Here is a 17,904-nt window from a genome sequence, read left to right as displayed (position 1 = left end):
TATTAGCGCAAGGTCCGAAGATCCCCTGCTTTCCCCCGTAGGGCGTATGCGGTATTAGCATTCCTTTCGGAATGTTGTCCCCCACTAATAGGCAGATTCCTAAGCATTACTCACCCGTCCGCCGCTAGGTCAGTTACCGAAGCAACCTCCCCCGCTCGACTTGCATGTGTTAAGCCTGCCGCCAGCGTTCAATCTGAGCCATGATCAAACTCTTCAGTTTAAAATCAATAGTGCTTTATTCAAAACACCAAATCTGGCTCATCAATTTTCTGACATCAATTTCTCAAATAAACTTCGAGTAATTTCTACCATTCAATCAATGAAAATAATTTCGATCAATCAACCAGTAAAAATCCACACAAGTTGTTCTTCATAATCTCTTAATGATCTTTCTAACACCTCGTCAGTGCCAGAAGCTGGACTCAAAACACCGGATAACTCAGCATCTCGCTTCGTTCATCACCGTGTATCTCGTCGGTATGGGTGCATTATAGGGCAATTTCCTACACGTGCAAGTGCTTTTCACTGACACAAATCACGAGTGTACTATTTTTATGCACCAATATGGATCATTTTTATTCTATTATTCACATAACCACATGATTATAAAATAAAAATAACCTTAAAATATTTCTACATCATTTTTTACTTATTTTTGCGGGCTTGCTGTTTTAATGCTCACACTATTAATAATAACTGGTTTTAGTGGCACATTTTGATGCATTCCATAGTTGGCAGTCGTAACACCAGCAATTTTATCAACCACATCCATGCCTTTAGTTACTTTACCAAATACTGCATAACCCGCATTCATAGGAGAACGGTTCAAAAAGTTATTATCGACCAGGTTCACAAAGAACTGGGAACGGGCTGAATCTGGCTGATTCATACGGGCCATAGCTAAAGTGCCACGTGTATTGCTTAAACCATTATAAGATTCATTCTTAATAGTTGACTTATTATTTGGCTTTTCCACCATATTCGCATCAAAGCCGCCCCCCTGTACCATAAAACCTGGAATAACCCGGTGAAAAATGGTGCCTTTATAGAAGTTGTCTTTTACATAGTCTTCAAAGTTTTTGGCAGAGATCGGTGCTTTATCATTATAAAGCTCAATTTCGATATTCCCCATAGAAGTTTTCATTTCAATTATGGAATTGGCCGCCAGTGCTGGTAAAGCTAAAGCTGTTAAAGCTATTGCATATAATGGTTTTTTTAACATTTTTTAACTCATCTACTCAGAAGTAAGGGTTGAGAATCAAGCTATATTAATCTTTGATACCCATTAATGCATTACCCTAACCGACCAATTACAAGAGAATAAGAATGAACGTGCACCGTTTGCAGGAGAAAAATATTCATCAGTTTCCTCCCTGGCATTTACAGGGAGAGGGTTTTATTTTGAATTATTGGATTACACCGCACTTTATCCGTGAATCTCGGAATTTTGGAATTGCCCCTTCTCCGCTGGGTCGTGTTGTACAAGTTATGCTGGTACGTTATCACCATTCTCCTGTAGGTCCTTATGACGAGCTATGATTATGGACCATCCTTTAATAAGTCGAAGACGTCTGTCTACTATTCCAAAGATTTATGTTTCTACGCATGAATCTATTGTTCACGGTCAACACTTATGGGGGATACCGAAGGAATACGCAGAATTTGAATGGCAGGAACAAGGACAGGAAGTAATTTGCCGAATCACTCATCAAGGGCAAAACATGACTGTTCGTCTGAAGAAATCTAAATCATCACGTTCCTTCTATTTAAATAGTCATCATCTTCCAACATCCATGTTAAAGATTCGACAAACCTGGAAATCGTCACATTATCAGTTTAGCCCGCAATTCCGAGGCTATCTATCCAAACTCGCTCAGGTAGAGTGGCAAAATACTCAATCAATTTTCCCGGATTTTTCCCGCGCTAAATATATACAAAGCTTTTATGTACCTAAATTCAATCTGGTCTTTCCTGAAGCCAAGGTACATAAAAAGTAAAAACTGGTGTTTCACGTGAAACACCTTAATTGAGATTTGATTTATTACTCTCTATACAGAGAGCTATTTTTAACTATGCTTATCCCAGAACTTACGGAAGTGTTTACTCATTTCAATTACATTCTTTTTGGCGCGTCTTGAAATACTGGTCAGATTAATAAAGCCATGCGTCTGATCGGTATAATCATGATAATGCACTTTCGTTCCATGCTGACGCAGCTTATGTGCATAAATAGCCCCTTCATCATGCAACACATCATGACCAGCAGTAATCAGATAAGCCGGCGGTAAATTTTTCAGGTTGCCATAGGTCGGTGAAATGAGTGGATCATCCAATGCAATTTCATGTCGTTCCACATAATGATAAGTCACCAGTTCGATATCACCATCAGTGAGTACCAGACCATCTTTATAAGCAAAATAGGAAGGATGACGGCTTTTAAAGTCCATGGCTGGATAAAGTAATAACTGAGCCTGAGGTACATAAACCTTGTCTGCACTGCGCTGAGCTACGACTGCTGCCAGATTGCCACCCGCACTGTCTCCTGCGACTGCAATGCGTTTTTTTAGAATTCTGAGCTGCTGGCTGTGTTGATGCGCCCAAGCCAGTGCATCTTCGCAAACTTGAACAATTTGTGAAGGATGATGTTCTGGCGCCAAAGGATAAGCGACACTTAATACTTGGGCATGCGCGTGTTGGGCCAATAAACGACAATATTCATCATGTGTATCCAAACTGCCAATCAGGAAGCCTCCGCCATGATAAAATATAATTAAAGGCAACTTTTTAGCTGGAGCCGGGTGATAGTGACGTGCTTGTACAATGCCACTATGCAAGGGTAACTGGATATCTTCAACCTGGCGAATAGCAGTCGGTTTGGATTTTAGCAATTGCATGCTCTGTTCAAAGAAAATACGTGACTGCGCGATATCTTCTCTGACTATTCCAGTTTTGCCCTGTTTTAACTGCACAGCCATCAGACATTTTATAAAGGGATCCAGTTCAGGATAGTGGTAAGGATAATCCAGACTTCTGACTATTCTTTCCTGAGCAATTTTAGGTAATCGGTCCAGCAGACGCGCTGCCACCCCTTGACCCTTCTCCATCATGGCTTGTAATTGCTGACTCGATATCACCATAGCTTCCCATCCTTATTCGCTTAATTCTTCATATTTTCTACATGATCAGGGTGTATTTTGACCATATTCTTATATAAGTGCCCACATCGACATACAAATTTAGGCAGATCAATAAGCTAATCTCATTTTATCCCCCTGTCATTGACAATTTAAGCTGCTGTTGAGGCATAAATTGTAGGATTGACCTTAACAAGGAGTGCTCACCTATGGCTAGAAAACTGATATTCGTATCAATTGCGACGAGCTTATTGGCTGTAGGTTGTGTCGCATTCCCTGAAGATGACTATTATGACGGACGTTATAATAGAGCTTATGACTATCGCTATGACCGCGATTACCGTTATGATCGGCAGCGTTGGGAATATGAACAGCAACGACGTTTACAGCAGGAACGTCGCCGAACTGAACTGGAACGTCAGCGACTAGAGCAACAGCGACGCCAGTTAAATGATCAACGTAGAAAACAGATTGAGTTGGATCACAGACGTCAGCAGGAACGCCAGCGTATTGAACAGCAACGCAAAAAAATCAGTAGCAGCCAAGCGGCTAGAAACCGAGCCGAGGCAGAGCGTAAAAAGCGTGGACAGCAGACAGATACACGTCGCCGAGCAGCTGAACAGCAGCAACGACGTAAAGCTGAACAGAACCGAAATGAACGTGTCAAACGCTGGCAGGAATCACGTCGCTAGAATAGTAAGATTAATCTAAAAAGTTGAAAGCGACTTAAACGGCCACTGATCCAGATAAGTTTCATCTATAAAAAAGCCCGATCTCGGGCTTTTTTTAATGTCTTTATGAACAGAAATAGATGTTAGATAGCTATTATAGAATAAAACCCCTGAAGCGTATTTCTTCAGGGGTTTTATAGGGTTGTGTTTAAACGAACATCCTCTCGTTTATATGCTTCTCAGCAAATTTTTAAGAACTTCCTGTTCTCGATAAATCAATATTAGGCTGATTCGAGTATCTAACAAAGTAGATATTGTCCTGAATCCTTGTAGGCTTTAATTTACAGCTTTTCTATAAGTGACTGATCACTAGAATGTGAGAAGAAAATTAATAAATTTTACGCAAAAAAAAAGCTTATCTAGAGAGGATAAGCTTGAAAAACACATTTCAAAATAAGAAGAAACTACAGCGATAGAATCTGAAACGAATAATACGAAGTTGATCATTTTTTGTGAAATACTTTATTGCTTAGTTATTAATCGCTTTTATGTCTAAAAAACAGTCAACATAAACATTCAGGCAAAAAAATAGCTGAGTCTTGGGGTATTCAGCTATAAAAGGGTAAAACGAATCAGGAACAGTAACCTAGTTCGGCTCTCTCCTTCTGAACCAGGTCACTGTTGATAAAGCTATGATGGTGCTTTTGATTTAATTTTTAAAACAGATAAATATTATTATTTATATCTAAAAATACGATTAAAAATTTTTCTGATTAAAAACATTATTTTAATGAATGATTTATTTTCTAAAAACTAATTTAAGTACTTATACATTCATCTCTCATCTAATTACTAAGATCAAAACTAACTAAAAATTCTGAGGTTTTTATCTTCAAAACAGAGAAATTGTCTGCTTTTTCTCATTTCAATCCAGTTTGGAACAACAGAAATACGGACTTTTGCAATAAATCTTAAAATTAATCACTCATTTCGCTTGAATTTTGAAGCCCAGCCCCGACTTCTTTATGTAATTAAGAACTTCCCAAATCATGGCAGTTCAGCATTCACACAGTTAGCACTGATACCGAAGGACTGTACATGTTTAAGAACCCATTTAAACGGAGTAAATCAATGGCGACTGAGCAAAACGATCAAGCTCAAGAACTTGAGCAAGAGCAAACGGAACAACAAACAGCTCAAGCTGAACCTGAACAAGCTGAAGTTACCGTTGAGTCTTTACAGGAACAAATCGCCCAGCTTGAAGGCGATTTAAAACTGGAAAAAGCACGTACTGCAAATGCCGTATATGAGGCACAAAAAAGTGTAGAACGCATTCAGCGCGAATCAGAAAAGCATAAAGATACTGTTTTGGAAAAGTTCTCTAAAGAGCTGTTAGAAACTGTAGATAACCTGGAACGTGCAATTCTCGCTGCGGGTGAAGAACAAGGCCCGTTACGGGAAGGCGTAGAACTAACTTTAAAAGGTTTACTGACAACATTAGAAAAATTTGGTGTGGTCGTAGTTGATACCGAGAATGGTTTTAATGCCGAGTTACATCAGGCAGTTGGTATTGCACCAGATGCCAAAGCCAATGAGATCGGTACAGTCTTGCAAAAAGGCTATGCCCTGAACGGCCGTTTATTACGTCCTGCAATGGTTATGGTTGGCGCTTAAGCTAAATAAATTCGGGAGTTTGTGAAATTTTTTCTAAAAATTTACTTGAAAAAAATTGAACGGCTCTCATATCCGATAACAAGTAAATCCCTTTTAATTTCCCTTTGATAAGGGAAACAATTTGGGAATAAAAGAATTTTTGAGGAAACATCCAAATGGCTAAAATCATTGGTATTGACTTAGGTACTACAAACTCATGTGTTGCAGTACTTGAAGGCGACAAAGTTAAAGTTATCGAAAACGCTGAAGGCGCACGTACAACTCCATCTATTATTGCGTACAAAGATGGTGAAATTCTGGTGGGTCAATCAGCTAAACGCCAAGCGGTAACGAATCCTAAAAATACATTATTCGCGATCAAACGTCTGATCGGTCGTCGTTATGAAGACCAGGCAGTACAAAAAGATATCGGTCTGGTTCCTTACAAAATCCTGAAAGCTGACAATGGCGATGCTTGGGTTGAAGTAAACGACAAGAAACTTGCACCACAACAGATCTCTGCAGAAGTTCTGAAAAAAATGAAGAAAACTGCAGAAGACTATCTGGGTGAAACAGTGACTGAAGCGGTGATTACTGTTCCTGCTTACTTCAATGATGCGCAACGTCAGGCTACTAAAGATGCAGGCCGAATTGCAGGCTTAGAAGTTAAACGTATCATCAACGAACCAACTGCTGCTGCACTTGCGTTCGGTATGGACAAGAAAGAAGGCGACCGTAAAGTTGCTGTATACGACTTGGGTGGTGGTACTTTCGACGTATCAATCATTGAAATTGCTGACCTTGATGGCGACCAGCAAATCGAAGTGTTATCTACCAACGGTGATACATTCCTGGGTGGTGAAGACTTCGATAACGCATTGATCGACTATCTGGTTGAAGAGTTCAAGAAAGAACAAAATGTGAATCTGAAAAACGATCCACTTGCGTTACAACGTCTGAAAGAAGCTGCTGAAAAAGCAAAAATCGAGCTTTCTTCTTCTAACGCAACTGAAATCAACCTTCCATACATCACTGCAGATGCGACTGGTCCTAAACACTTAGTGATCAATGTTACTCGTGCAAAACTTGAAGGTTTGGTTGCTGACCTGGTTGCGCGTACGATTGAGCCTTGCCGTATTGCACTTAAAGATGCTGGTCTTTCGACTTCTGACATCTCTGACGTAATTTTGGTAGGTGGTCAGTCTCGTATGCCACTTGTACAACAAAAAGTACAAGAATTCTTCGGTCGTGAGCCACGTAAAGACGTGAACCCGGACGAAGCAGTCGCAATAGGTGCTGCGATTCAAGGTGCGGTATTGTCTGGCGACAAAACTGACGTACTTCTGCTGGATGTAACGCCTTTAACACTTGGTATTGAAACCATGGGCGGCGTGTTGACTCCAATCATCGAGAAAAACACCACGATTCCTGCGAAAAAATCGCAAGTGTTCTCAACTGCTGCGGACAACCAGCCTGCTGTAGACATTTCGGTTTACCAAGGTGAACGTAAAATGGCGCAGCAAAACAAACTGTTGGGTAATTTCCAGTTAGGTGACATCCCACCAGCTCCACGTGGTGTGCCACAAATTGAAGTATCGTTCGACATCAACGCCGATGGTATCTTGAAAGTATCTGCGAAAGACAAGAGCACTGGTAAAGAGCAATCTATCCAGATCAAAGCAAACTCAGGTTTGTCTGATGCTGAAATCGAAGCAATGATCAAAGATGCTGAAGCGAATGCTGAAGAAGACCGTAAGTTTGAAGAGCTGGCTAAAGCACGTAACGAAGCGGATGCCCTGGTTTCTTCTGCTCAAAAAGCAGTGAAAGATCTTGGTGAACAAGTGACTGCTGACGAAAAAACTGCAATCGAAACTGCAGTGTCTGAGTTAGAAGCATCAACTAAAGAAAATGATGTAGAAGCGATCAAAGCGAAAACTGAAGCGCTGCAAAACATCATCATGCCGATCACGCAACGTGCTTATGAAGCAGCTCAAGGCCAAGGCGGTGCGCAAGGTTTTGATCCAAATGCTTTCCAGAGTGGTGAAGGTCAACAACAAAAAGCGGATGACGGCGTTGTAGATGCTGAGTTCACTGAAGTGAAAGATGATAAAAAATAATTTGTCAGCTTAAACTTAAAAAAAGACCGCGCGAAAGCGCGGTTTTTTTTATGCCTAGACTTGAAGGAATAAATGGAAAATTACCAAAATTGGATCATATTTTCAGGCAAAGCTGTTTAAGTTAAATCAAATATTAAAATATCCTGAACTTATGAAAATTCTTATTTTGTTGCCTTTACTCAGTTGCTTGAGCCTGACAGCCTGTAGCTTCGCTGTTTCAAATTCGCCCTCTCAAATCACTTCAACTCAATCTATTCAAGCTATTGTAAAGTTATTTGATCAGGCACAAAGCTCTGGCGTTTTAGTAATTCAACGGGGTCCACATCTACAAGTCTATGGCAATGAGTTGAGTCGTGCACATACCGAATATGTTCCTGCTTCAACCTTTAAAATGCTTAATGCTCTGATTGGCCTGCAACATGGTAAAGCTACGACCAATGAAATTTTTAAATGGGATCGCAAGAAGCGCAGTTTTGCAGCCTGGGAAAAAGACATGACTCTCGGCCAAGCCATGCAAGCTTCTGCTGTACCGGTCTATCAGGAACTGGCACGTCGCATTGGTCTGGAATTAATGCAACAGGAAGTGCAACGCATCCAATTTGGTAATCAGCAGATTGGTCAGCATATCGACAACTTCTGGTTGGTCGGACCTTTGAAAGTTACTCCAAAACAGGAAGTCAAATTTGCCTCTGCGCTTGCTCAAGAGCAACTTGCCTTTGATCCTCGGTTTCAGCAGCAAGTTAAAACCATGTTACTGTTACAGGAGCGACAAGCTTATCGACTATATGCCAAATCTGGTTGGGGTATGGATGTGGAGCCGCAAGTCGGCTGGCTCACCGGCTGGATCGAAACACCTCAGGACGAAATTGTGGCATTTTCACTGAATATGCAGATGCAAAGTAATATGGATCCGGCGATCCGCCTTAAAATTTTGCAGCAGGCCTTGGCCGAATTAGGGCTTTATCCCAAAGCTGAAGGGTAACGTAAATAGGCATGGGAAAAATACCAAATTTAAGCTATATTTTTAAAAATAAATATTTAAATAAAAAATATGCGTCTTTTGCTCTGTCTAGTCGTAGTGGTATTACTAGTTGCAGGTTTTCTGCATCTACAGACCCAGTCTCATCCGCAGCTAAAATTCAACTCTCTGACTGACCGACTCACCCATCCTTTTGATACGCGCTTACGCTTTAAGGTGGATCAGGTCAACCCGGGTTTTGGACTAACTCGTGAAGAAGTGATTCAACTGGCACAAGAAGCTATTGAAATCTGGCATCGTGGTACTGGCCGTGATGACCTGATGGTCTATGATGAAAATGCGCAGCTCAGCATTAAGCTGATTTATGATCACCGCCAGCAGGAATATGACGCGCTGAAAAAAACCACACAGAAATTACTTCGCGATGAAGCCCAATATCAACGTCAGGCAGAAAACCTGACTGCTTCCCGAAATCATCTGGATCAGCAACAGCGTCAGCTGTTAGAGCAGCGCAATCTGCTACAACTCCAGTTCGAGCAACTCATGCTACGGCGCAATCAGCCAGGACTTTCTGCTCATCAACGTCAGCAGTTGCAACAGGAATTTAACGAGCTTCAATTCAGGTCAGAACGTTTCCAGCGTGAAGCGGAATATCTGCAGCAACAACAATTATCTTTTAATACTCAGGTTTCTGCCTACCAAAGCAGTGTTCAGTCTCACCACAATAATATTAATCAGGCACAGCAGCGCTTTCCGCCACGCCAGTTCCATAAAGGGATTTTTAAAGGTGATGAAATCCATATCTATCAGTTTGATGCGCAAGATGACTTGCGTCTAACACTGGCACATGAGCTGGGTCATGCCTTGGGTTTATTGCATCATGGCGATCCTGAAGCACTGATGTATCCGGTACTGGGTGAACAGAAGCTGGAAAATTTTGAACTGCGCCCGGCAGACAAGACTTTGCTGTATACACGCAAATCTTAAGCGATCTAATCCCTTATAATTTTTATGTCTTTATTATCTTTTTGAACGACCATAGTTGATGATTTCATGTTATTGTGAGCATCTATCATTCACTAAAGCCCTCTGTGGAGATCGGCATGAGTTATTACCATATCCTGATTGAAGCTAATGATCATATCAGCACAATTGATGAAACTCGTGATATCGAAATCTTTGATATTGTAGAACTTCAGCCTTATTTACATGCGATTTTGCTCCCTTATTTCAATGAGCAGCTGATTGAACTTGAGGATGAAAATATTGCCTATCAAGACATTCTACATTTGCAAGTAAAACAGACTCTATTGCCGATCAATGACCTGATTGAAGAAGAACAAAAGCTGTTACCAAGTGATACCGACATTACTATCACAGCTTATGAGATTTTTAATAATCGTGAGCTGAGTCAGGATGTGACAACCGTGATCTTTGACCTGCTTGAGGCGGTGAAACTTGAGGCTTAACTATAAAAATAGCGTATAAAAAAGTCCTCATGATGAGGACTTTTTGATTTCTATGGCCTAAATCTCAAATCATGTTTAGATCGAGAAAGATGAACCACAGCCACATGTAGTCGTAGCATTCGGGTTTTGTACCACAAAGCGTGAACCTTCCAGCCCTTCAATATAGTCAACGACTGAACCTACTAAATACTGGTAGCTAAGTGAGTCGACCAGCATCTTCACATCGCCGTTAATAAATTCTGCATCATCTTCATTCTGGCTTTCAGCAAAGTTGAAGCCATAAGAGAAACCTGAACAGCCGCCACCAGTCACATAGACACGCAGCATAAGATCTTGGTTACCTTCACTGTCACGCAATTGGCGTACTTTATTGGCAGCATTGTCAGTCAGCACAAGTGCTTGAGCATTCATGATGGATTCCTCTGTTCGGTTCGGACATCTTTAAAAAGAAAAGACCATATTTCAAGTATAGCATACTCAATATATGGTCAGTCTTTGTAAATTAAAGCTTAATCAGAGTAAATTTATCAGGATTGTTTATAATTTTCATCCTGTAGTGCACACTCAAAGTTTTTCGGGTCCTGCTTACAGCGGAACTGCCATAACAGCTTCATCATACGTTTGTCATAAATACCGCGCTTCGTCAGATCAATCCGCGCTTCACGCATCATTTTCTGATAACCGGGTTTGTCTGCTGCTGGAATATCCATCCAGTATTTAGAGGGAATATCAGCTTTCATTTTACCTAAAATTCCGAAAGCGCGTGGCAACTCCCCTTTCACCCATTCACGTGATTTTTGCCCAAAACCTGCCGGGAATTTATCTGGACGGATAATGATATTACCTGTCACCTGTAAAATCGGATAATTCACAATCGCACCTTTGCTACCTAGACCTTTATGCAATTCTAAGGGTTTGAATACGGCAGCAGGTGCGCCAATGATATCAACCTGACCATTGTTAAACTTGGCACCGAAGTTGGTGACATCAGCGCTGACCGCCTGTGCACCTACCTGTTGCACCATGATTTTTTGCGCTTCGTCATAATCCAGCACAGCAATTTTTTTGCCTGCTGCTTTAGCTACGGTATTAATACTGCGGTCATTGACCAGCAGGAAAGCATCACCCACTGGAATGACTCCGGCGACTTCATATTTGCCTTGTAACATATGTTTGGCAAAAGTCTTGCTTGCCAGTCCTTGCATTACTTTAACCGCCAGATTCAGATCTGGGATCGCACCAATAGCATCCAGTGAACCGGTAAAATTATTGAACTGGCGTCCGCGCATCCCTGTGACGCTAATACCATCACATTTTCCGGCTTTAAAGTCTTCTGCAACCACAGCTTCATTAGTATTTACCCGCAGCTCAATATTTGCACCCCAGTTTTTTGCAGCCAGCTGATAATCTTTCATCACAGCGTACACATCGCCATTCTTACCGACCAAATCAAATACACAGATGATTTGCTTCGCCTGTACTGTACCGGACGCTGCGACCATGCCTGTACCAAGTGCGAACACCTTCAACCAAGTTTTCATATTTTATTCCTTAAAAAATTGTTTTTGTTTTCTCAGGACTGCTGCATATCATTGTTTTTATGAGAAAGATGACAGCATGACTGATATTCATTCTAATCATTTTCAAGTCGCAGGCAATGGCAAAGTTGCCTGCCTTAACATAAAGAAAGCCTGGAATTTTCCAGGCTTTTTTCCTTTTAAAATCAGTTTATTCACCCGGCAGTGAACATTCGAAGTTTGCCTTATCGACAGAACAACGGGCACGTTTCAGTACACTCATCATAGAAGCATCATAAATTCCCCGCTTGGTCATATCCATACGGCCGTCACGAAGCATTTTTTGATATTTGGTCTTGTCTTCTGCACTCAGGTTCATTTTATATTTGGCTGGAATACCGGCTTCTAAACGGTTAATCATCGCCATGCTCTTTGGCAAGTTCTTAACAAACCAATCACGTGATTTCTGTCCAAAACCTGCCGGGAAGCTTTCAGGACGGATCACAAAGTCTGAAGTGACATGCAGCACCGGGAAGTTAAACATCGCGCCACTATTGCCCAAGCCTTTATAGATTTCTAGCGGCTTATAAGCATAAGCAGGTGCACCTACCATATCTACCTGACCATTATTAAACTTGGCCACAAAGTTGGATACATCAGACACGACTGCCTGGGCACCTACACGCTGCACCATGATTTTTTGTGCATCGTCATAGCCCAGTACAGCAAACTTTTTACCGGCGGCTTTTTCAATCGAGTTGATGTTTTTGTCACGCACAAAGATAAAAGCCGAGCCCAGTGGTGCAATACCGGCAATTTCATATTTTTTGCCGCCTAAATTACTGACCATCTTGGCAGCATTACGTTTATCCAAAGCAAAGGTAATGGCACGCTGTGCAATCGCATTGCTTGGCACGCCGCCTAGCGCATCAATAGAGCCAGCAAATTTATTGTATTGACGTGCACGCATCGCCGTCATAAATACGCCGTCACATTTACCTGCTTTAAAATCATTATCTGCAACTGCTTCATCCTGACGGGCAATCAGATTAATTTCTGCCCCCCATGATTTTGCTGCCAGTGCCCATTCCTGAGCCATCTGGAAAGACTCACCAGATTTGCCCAGTAAGTCGAAAACACAGATATCGACTTTTTTCGCTTGTGCTGTACCTGCGAAACTAACGGCAGAAAACGCCGCCAATGCTAGAAGTGTTTTTTTCATTCTAATAATCCTTGCAAAATCTTGTTCTTCGATGGAGTTTCCATACTTGTGACAAATATTAGCAAGTTTCTTTAAAAAAAATAGAGTATTTACTCCATTATATTTAGGGAGTTTGTCCCCTATTATCAAAATGTGTCCCGTATTCACATTTTAGATATAAGGAAGTCCATAGATATCAATTTTTTAGCAATTTATTTAAAATCCTAAAAACTTACATTTTTTTAATTCAATTTACAAACAAATACATTAGAGCACTATTCTCCGCCTAATGAGCATTCAAAATTGGTACGTTCTACCGTACAACGCGCACGTTTCAATACCCGCATCATATTTGGGTCATAGATGCCCTGATTAGTCAGATCAATCCGGCCATCTCGGAGAATTTTCTGGTAACTGGTATAGTCCTCACGACTTAAATTTAGCGTATATTTAGCTGGAATTTCTGCTTCCATACGTTTAACAGTAGCAATGGTTTTCGGTAACTGTTTAATGAACCAGGCACGTGATTGTGCTGCAAACTTGTCCGGAAATTTATTTGGCCGAATAATTAAATCTGCCGTCACATTTACTACAGGAAACTTGATCATTGCACCTTTACTCCCCAAGCCCTTAGACAGTTCTAGCGGCTTAAAAGCATAAGCAGGGGCAGCCACAATATCGACTTCGCCCTGATTAAAACGGCGAATAAAATTAGAAATTTCCGACATAACTGGCACAGCTTCAATCCTGTTTACCATGACTTTTTGTGCATAGTCATAATGCAAAACTGCAAATTTCTTATCTTTAACCTGTTCAATCTTGTTTATGGCACGATCCCGTACAAAAATATATGCCGTACCAATTTGCACAATTCCGGCAACTTCATACTTGTCTTTGCCAATGGGTAGACACCAGACGTTTGGCATTACGCTGATCTAGTACATAGCTAATGGCTTTCATGGCGATATCATTGCTAGGCACACCACCAATAGCATCAATTGAACCGGCAAATTTGTTATAGGCCCGGGCACGCATGGAGGTCATAAACAGTCCATCACATTTGCCTGCTTTAAAGTCCTGATCGACTTTGGCTTCATCCTGATAAGCAAGCAGTTGTACTTCAGTCCCCCATTGCTTGCTCACTAACTGCCATTCTTCTAGTAACTTGTAAGATTCACCAGATTTGCCCAATAAATCAAAGACGCAGATATCTACCTCGGCAAAACTCATATTTGAGGCAAGTACAGTCAAGGCTGCTAAAATCAAAGATCCTTTTTTCATTTTGCTCTACTCTATTTATTCTTGGTTATTTTTTACTGAAATTTATATTTCAATATCATCTTGTTTGTCATTAAAAATACCTGTTCTATTTAAACATAGATTCAAAAATATGAATCTATGTTATGGATGAAGTGCAGGATCCTGTGAATTCTCCAGCAAGATTTTTTTATTTTGATGGGCTTTCCTTTAGAATAGCGCCATTCTTCTTGTCGAATGTCAGTACAGTTCCATGATTCAGTTAGATCAGTTAACCATACGCCGCGGTGGACGCATCCTTTTCCAGAAAGCCTCCATGCAATTGCATCCTGGATGGAAAATTGGCCTGACCGGTGTCAATGGAGCCGGCAAGTCGACCCTATTTTCAGCACTCTTGGGTGGGATTGAGTCTGACAGTGGTTCCCTGACCCGTCCTGCAGTCTGGACTGTGGCGCATATGGCCCAGGAAATCAAAGCCTTGAATATGAAGGCGATTGATTTTGTCCTGTCCGGTGATGAGGAATACTGGGATATCCAACAAAAGCTGAATCATCCTGAACAGCTGGATGATGCTGAACTGGCACGCCTATATGGCCGCTTTGACGAAATTTCCGGTTATGTGGCACCCTCTAAGGCTTCACAGCTGATGGCAGGTTTGGGCTTTATGGATTATCAATCCGAGCTGGATGTTGCCAGTTTTTCGGGGGGATGGCGTATGCGTCTGAATCTGGCGCGTACCTTGATGAGCCGTTCTGATCTGTTATTACTGGATGAACCGACCAACCATTTAGATTTAGATGCGATTCTTTGGCTAGAAGATTGGCTCAAAGCCTATGAAGGCACCTTGGTCCTGATTTCACATGACCGCGATTTCCTGGATGCCATTACCGATCATATTTTACATATCGAAAATCAGGAACTGACACTTTATACCGGTAATTACTCGACTTTTGAGCGTACCCGTAGCGAACGTCTGGCACAGCAGCAACAAGCCTATGAAAAGCAGCTTGAAGTGCGTGCCCATCTGCAAAAATTTATTGACCGTTTTAAGGCTAAAGCCACCAAGGCAAAACAGGCCCAGAGCCGAATCAAGCAGCTGGAGCGTATGCAGGAACTCTCCGTTGCGCATGTAGATACGCCGTTTACTTTCAGCTTCCGTGAACCCACCAAAATGAGTTCACCATTACTACAGCTGGAAAATGCCGATATCGGTTATGGCGACAAGCTGATTGTGCGTAATGTTACCCTGCAAATTACTCCCAATAGCCGTATTGGTCTGCTGGGGATGAATGGTGCTGGTAAATCGACTTTGATTAAATCTCTTGTCGGTGATTTAGCTTTAATTAAAGGTCTTCGTAAAGACTCTGAATTGTTAAATATTGGCTACTTTGCCCAGCACCAGATGGATGCACTGGATGGCAGCGCCAGTCCGATGTTGCAGCTGGCACGTATTGCTGACCCTAAAATCAGTGAGGCCAGCTTGCGTTCTTTCCTCGGCAGCTTCGGCTTTAGCGGCGAACGCATGGATACACCAAGTGAAAGTTTCTCGGGCGGTGAACGCGCCCGTTTAGCACTTGCATTAATCGTATGGCAACGTCCAAACGTGCTGATTCTGGATGAACCAACCAACCATCTGGACCTGGATATGCGTCATGCTTTAACGATGGCACTACAAGATTTCGAGGGTGCTGTCGTGCTGGTTTCGCATGAACGTCAGCTGATCGCCAGTGTCTGTGATGAGCTGCTGTTAGTTCATAACGGCAAATGTACTGAATTTGATGGCGATCTGGTGGCTTATGCCGAGTGGTTACGTCAGGCACGTGCAGAATTATTAAAAAATGCGCCTAAAACTGCTGAAGTGGTGAAAACACAGCAAGCTGAAGCGAAACCTGTACCAAGTAAAATGGATAAAGAAGCCCAACGCAAGGAAGCTGCTCGCCAACGTGAGCAGACTCGGCCGATTCGCAAAAATATTGAAAAATGTGAAAGCCAGATCGGAAAGTTGCAGCCAAAACTCGCTGCAATTGAAGAAAAGCTGGCAGATACTGGTCTGTATGATGCAGCGCGTAAGGATGAATTGCTTAAGCTCATGAATGAGCAGACTGAACTGAAAGCACAACTGGAAACTGCTGAAGAACAGATGCTGGAACTGATGATGGAATTAGAAGAACTGGAACAGTCTTTCCAGGAAAGTTAATTTTAATATTCATTTAAAGCTTCAAGGATCAGTAACTACAGTTACTGATCCTTTTTTTTATGGGTTTATATTTTCTCTGCTATTAGTAAATCTTTTCTCTTACCTATTTTCCTACACTTCTCAGCTTTGTTAATCATTTACTCGATTTTTGACATATTTTGTAGTGAATTACGCAAGTACTATATAAGTTTATTTTTTAAACACTCGGCTTCCTTATTTCATACATTAATTTACAGCTTTAGGTCAGGTTATAAGGCTCTAATAAAAAGGCTTTTTAATAATCAGCAGCCTTATTTGAGACTATTTATGTTGAACTAGAGAGGAAATCCGCATGCGTGCTCTTACCTATCATGGTGCTCGGGATGTACGAGTTGAATCTGTTCCAGATCCAGTGATTCAGGAACCAGATGACGTTATTTTAAGGGTGACAGCCACCGCTATCTGTGGCTCAGATCTACATCTATACCGGGGTAAAATCCCGGCCACTGAAGACGGTGATATTTTCGGCCATGAATTTATGGGAGTTGTAGAAGAAGTCGGCCCTGCAGTGACAGAAGTCAAAAAAGGTGACCGGGTGATCATTCCCTTTGTCATTGCATGCGGTCACTGTTTTTTCTGTGAACATGAACTCATGGCTGCCTGTGAAAATACCAATACGGGTCGTGGTGCGATCCTGAATAAAAAACAGATTCCACCAGGAGCGGCCTTGTTTGGCTTTAGCCATCTGTATGGTGGTGTTCCGGGTGGTCAGGCTGAATATGTGCGAATTCCCAAAGGCAATGTCGGACCGTTTAAGGTTCCCGGGTCCCTACCTGATGAAAAGGTATTATTCCTGACCGATATTTTGCCAACAGCTTGGCAGGCGGTAACCAATGCTCAAGTCACCCATGGTTCTACAGTGGCGATTTATGGTGCAGGTCCAGTCGGTCTGTTATCTGCAGCTTGTGCACGAATGCTCGGTGCCGAACAGATCTTCATGGTAGACCATCACCCTTATCGCTTGCGATTTGCTCATCAAACCTATGGGGTCATTCCGGTCAACTTTGATGAAGTCGATGCAGCTGAATTTATTATTCAAAATACAGCAGGTTATCGTGGTGTTGACGCGGTTATTGATGCCGTTGGTTTCGAAGCCAAAGGTAGTGTTCTGGAAACCGTAATGACCAACCTGAAATTAGAAGGTTCGAGTGGTTCAGCGCTCAGACAATGTATTGCAGCAGTCCGACGCGGCGGTGTGGTGAGTGTACCGGGGGTTTATGCCGGTCCAATTCATGGCTTCCTGTTTGGTGATGCCTTTGACAAAGGTTTGACTTTTAAAATGGGACAAACCCATGTGCATAAATACTTGCCGCAGTTGCTCGAACATATTGAAAATGGAGATCTGTCTCCAGATGTGATTATTACCCATCGCATGAAACTGGAAGATGCTGCGGAAGGTTACCGTATTTTTGATAAGAAGGAAGAAGACTGTCGTAAAGTCATTCTGACACCGTAAATGTACTAAAAAAATAAAAAGCGCCTTCTAGGCGCTTTTTATTCTTTAATCAAGACAGATCAAATCACCTGTTTTTATTTTTCAATTTTCTTCATCAAAAACTCTGTTTAACAGAAGTTATTTAATTTTTACTTCTCTTTTTAACTTGTAGAAAATAGCTCAGACAAGTCCGAACATAAATACTGATCTAGAAAAGCAACCCAAAGAATAAACC

General features: G+C 41.7%; 13 protein-coding genes, 1 rRNA gene and 2 pseudogenes. 9 read left to right on the top strand and 7 right to left on the bottom strand.

Annotation, left to right across the window (positions count from 1 at the left end):
- Positions 1-220 (bottom strand): 16S ribosomal RNA (locus C3420_RS14400); the annotation flags it as partial.
- A gap of 429 nt (positions 221-649) precedes the next feature.
- Positions 650-1,222 carry a peptidylprolyl isomerase gene (locus C3420_RS14395; protein WP_048880930.1) on the bottom strand — a complete coding sequence of 191 codons (573 nt, stop codon included), beginning with the start codon at positions 1,220-1,222 and terminating at the stop codon, positions 650-652.
- A 104-nt stretch (positions 1,223-1,326) separates the two neighbouring features.
- Between C3420_RS14395 and C3420_RS14390 the strand changes: the two are divergent.
- Positions 1,327-1,997 (top strand): annotated as a pseudogene (locus C3420_RS14390) (acetoacetate decarboxylase family protein).
- A gap of 69 nt (positions 1,998-2,066) precedes the next feature.
- Here the strand turns inward: C3420_RS14390 and C3420_RS14385 are convergent.
- On the bottom strand, positions 2,067-3,137 hold the full coding sequence (locus tag C3420_RS14385; protein WP_048880932.1) for an alpha/beta hydrolase: 1,071 nt from the start codon (positions 3,135-3,137) through the stop codon (positions 2,067-2,069).
- 206 nt (positions 3,138-3,343) lie between these two features.
- Here C3420_RS14385 and C3420_RS14380 point away from each other — a divergent pair, with 206 nt between their 5' ends.
- From C3420_RS14380 to C3420_RS14355, 6 genes are all read left to right on the top strand, one after another.
- Positions 3,344-3,826: a hypothetical protein gene (locus C3420_RS14380; protein WP_008305938.1), complete on the top strand. Its 483-nt coding sequence runs from the start codon at positions 3,344-3,346 to the stop codon at positions 3,824-3,826.
- 1,110 nt (positions 3,827-4,936) lie between these two features.
- Positions 4,937-5,479, top strand: coding sequence for a nucleotide exchange factor GrpE (grpE, locus tag C3420_RS14375; RefSeq protein ID WP_004780371.1), 543 nt, complete (start codon positions 4,937-4,939; stop codon positions 5,477-5,479).
- 155 nt (positions 5,480-5,634) lie between these two features.
- Complete coding sequence (dnaK, locus tag C3420_RS14370) at positions 5,635-7,575, top strand: molecular chaperone DnaK (RefSeq protein WP_048880933.1); 1,941 nt, start codon at positions 5,635-5,637, stop codon at positions 7,573-7,575.
- A 151-nt stretch (positions 7,576-7,726) separates the two neighbouring features.
- A complete protein-coding gene (locus C3420_RS14365) occupies positions 7,727-8,557 on the top strand; it encodes an OXA-134 family carbapenem-hydrolyzing class D beta-lactamase OXA-360 (protein WP_048880934.1) in 831 nt (276 codons plus the stop codon).
- 69 nt (positions 8,558-8,626) lie between these two features.
- Complete coding sequence (locus tag C3420_RS14360; RefSeq protein ID WP_048880935.1) at positions 8,627-9,541, top strand: matrixin family metalloprotease; 915 nt, start codon at positions 8,627-8,629, stop codon at positions 9,539-9,541.
- Between the two features lie 104 nt (positions 9,542-9,645).
- Positions 9,646-10,023 (top strand): hypothetical protein, encoded by a 378-nt coding sequence (locus C3420_RS14355; protein ID WP_171058635.1) that lies wholly within the window; start codon positions 9,646-9,648, stop codon positions 10,021-10,023.
- A 75-nt stretch (positions 10,024-10,098) separates the two neighbouring features.
- On the opposite strand, the gene erpA is transcribed toward C3420_RS14355, so the two are convergent.
- The 4 genes and pseudogenes from erpA to C3420_RS14335 form a co-directional block, all read right to left on the bottom strand.
- Positions 10,099-10,434, bottom strand: a complete 336-nt coding sequence (erpA, locus tag C3420_RS14350) for an iron-sulfur cluster insertion protein ErpA (protein ID WP_004814030.1) — start codon at positions 10,432-10,434, stop codon at positions 10,099-10,101.
- A 116-nt stretch (positions 10,435-10,550) separates the two neighbouring features.
- Entirely contained in the window at positions 10,551-11,525 is a 975-nt protein-coding gene (locus C3420_RS14345) for a putative solute-binding protein (RefSeq protein ID WP_171249827.1), read from the bottom strand.
- Between the two features lie 226 nt (positions 11,526-11,751).
- Positions 11,752-12,762 (bottom strand): putative solute-binding protein, encoded by a 1,011-nt coding sequence (locus tag C3420_RS14340; protein WP_004814025.1) that lies wholly within the window; start codon positions 12,760-12,762, stop codon positions 11,752-11,754.
- A 254-nt stretch (positions 12,763-13,016) separates the two neighbouring features.
- A pseudogene (locus tag C3420_RS14335) lies at positions 13,017-14,022 on the bottom strand (putative solute-binding protein).
- A gap of 229 nt (positions 14,023-14,251) precedes the next feature.
- Here C3420_RS14335 and C3420_RS14330 point away from each other — a divergent pair.
- Positions 14,252-16,195 (top strand): ATP-binding cassette domain-containing protein, encoded by a 1,944-nt coding sequence (locus C3420_RS14330; protein ID WP_048880937.1) that lies wholly within the window; start codon positions 14,252-14,254, stop codon positions 16,193-16,195.
- 331 nt (positions 16,196-16,526) lie between these two features.
- Entirely contained in the window at positions 16,527-17,690 is a 1,164-nt protein-coding gene (locus tag C3420_RS14325; protein WP_048880938.1) for a zinc-dependent alcohol dehydrogenase, read from the top strand.
- The last annotated feature ends 214 nt before the right edge of the window (positions 17,691-17,904 follow it).

It is taken from the genome of Acinetobacter sp. ACNIH3, from assembly GCF_002918965.1.
Lineage (GTDB): Bacteria > Pseudomonadota > Gammaproteobacteria > Pseudomonadales > Moraxellaceae > Acinetobacter > Acinetobacter schindleri.
Note: the sequence above shows the minus strand (reverse complement) of the source record. Positions and strands in the feature narration are given on the sequence as shown.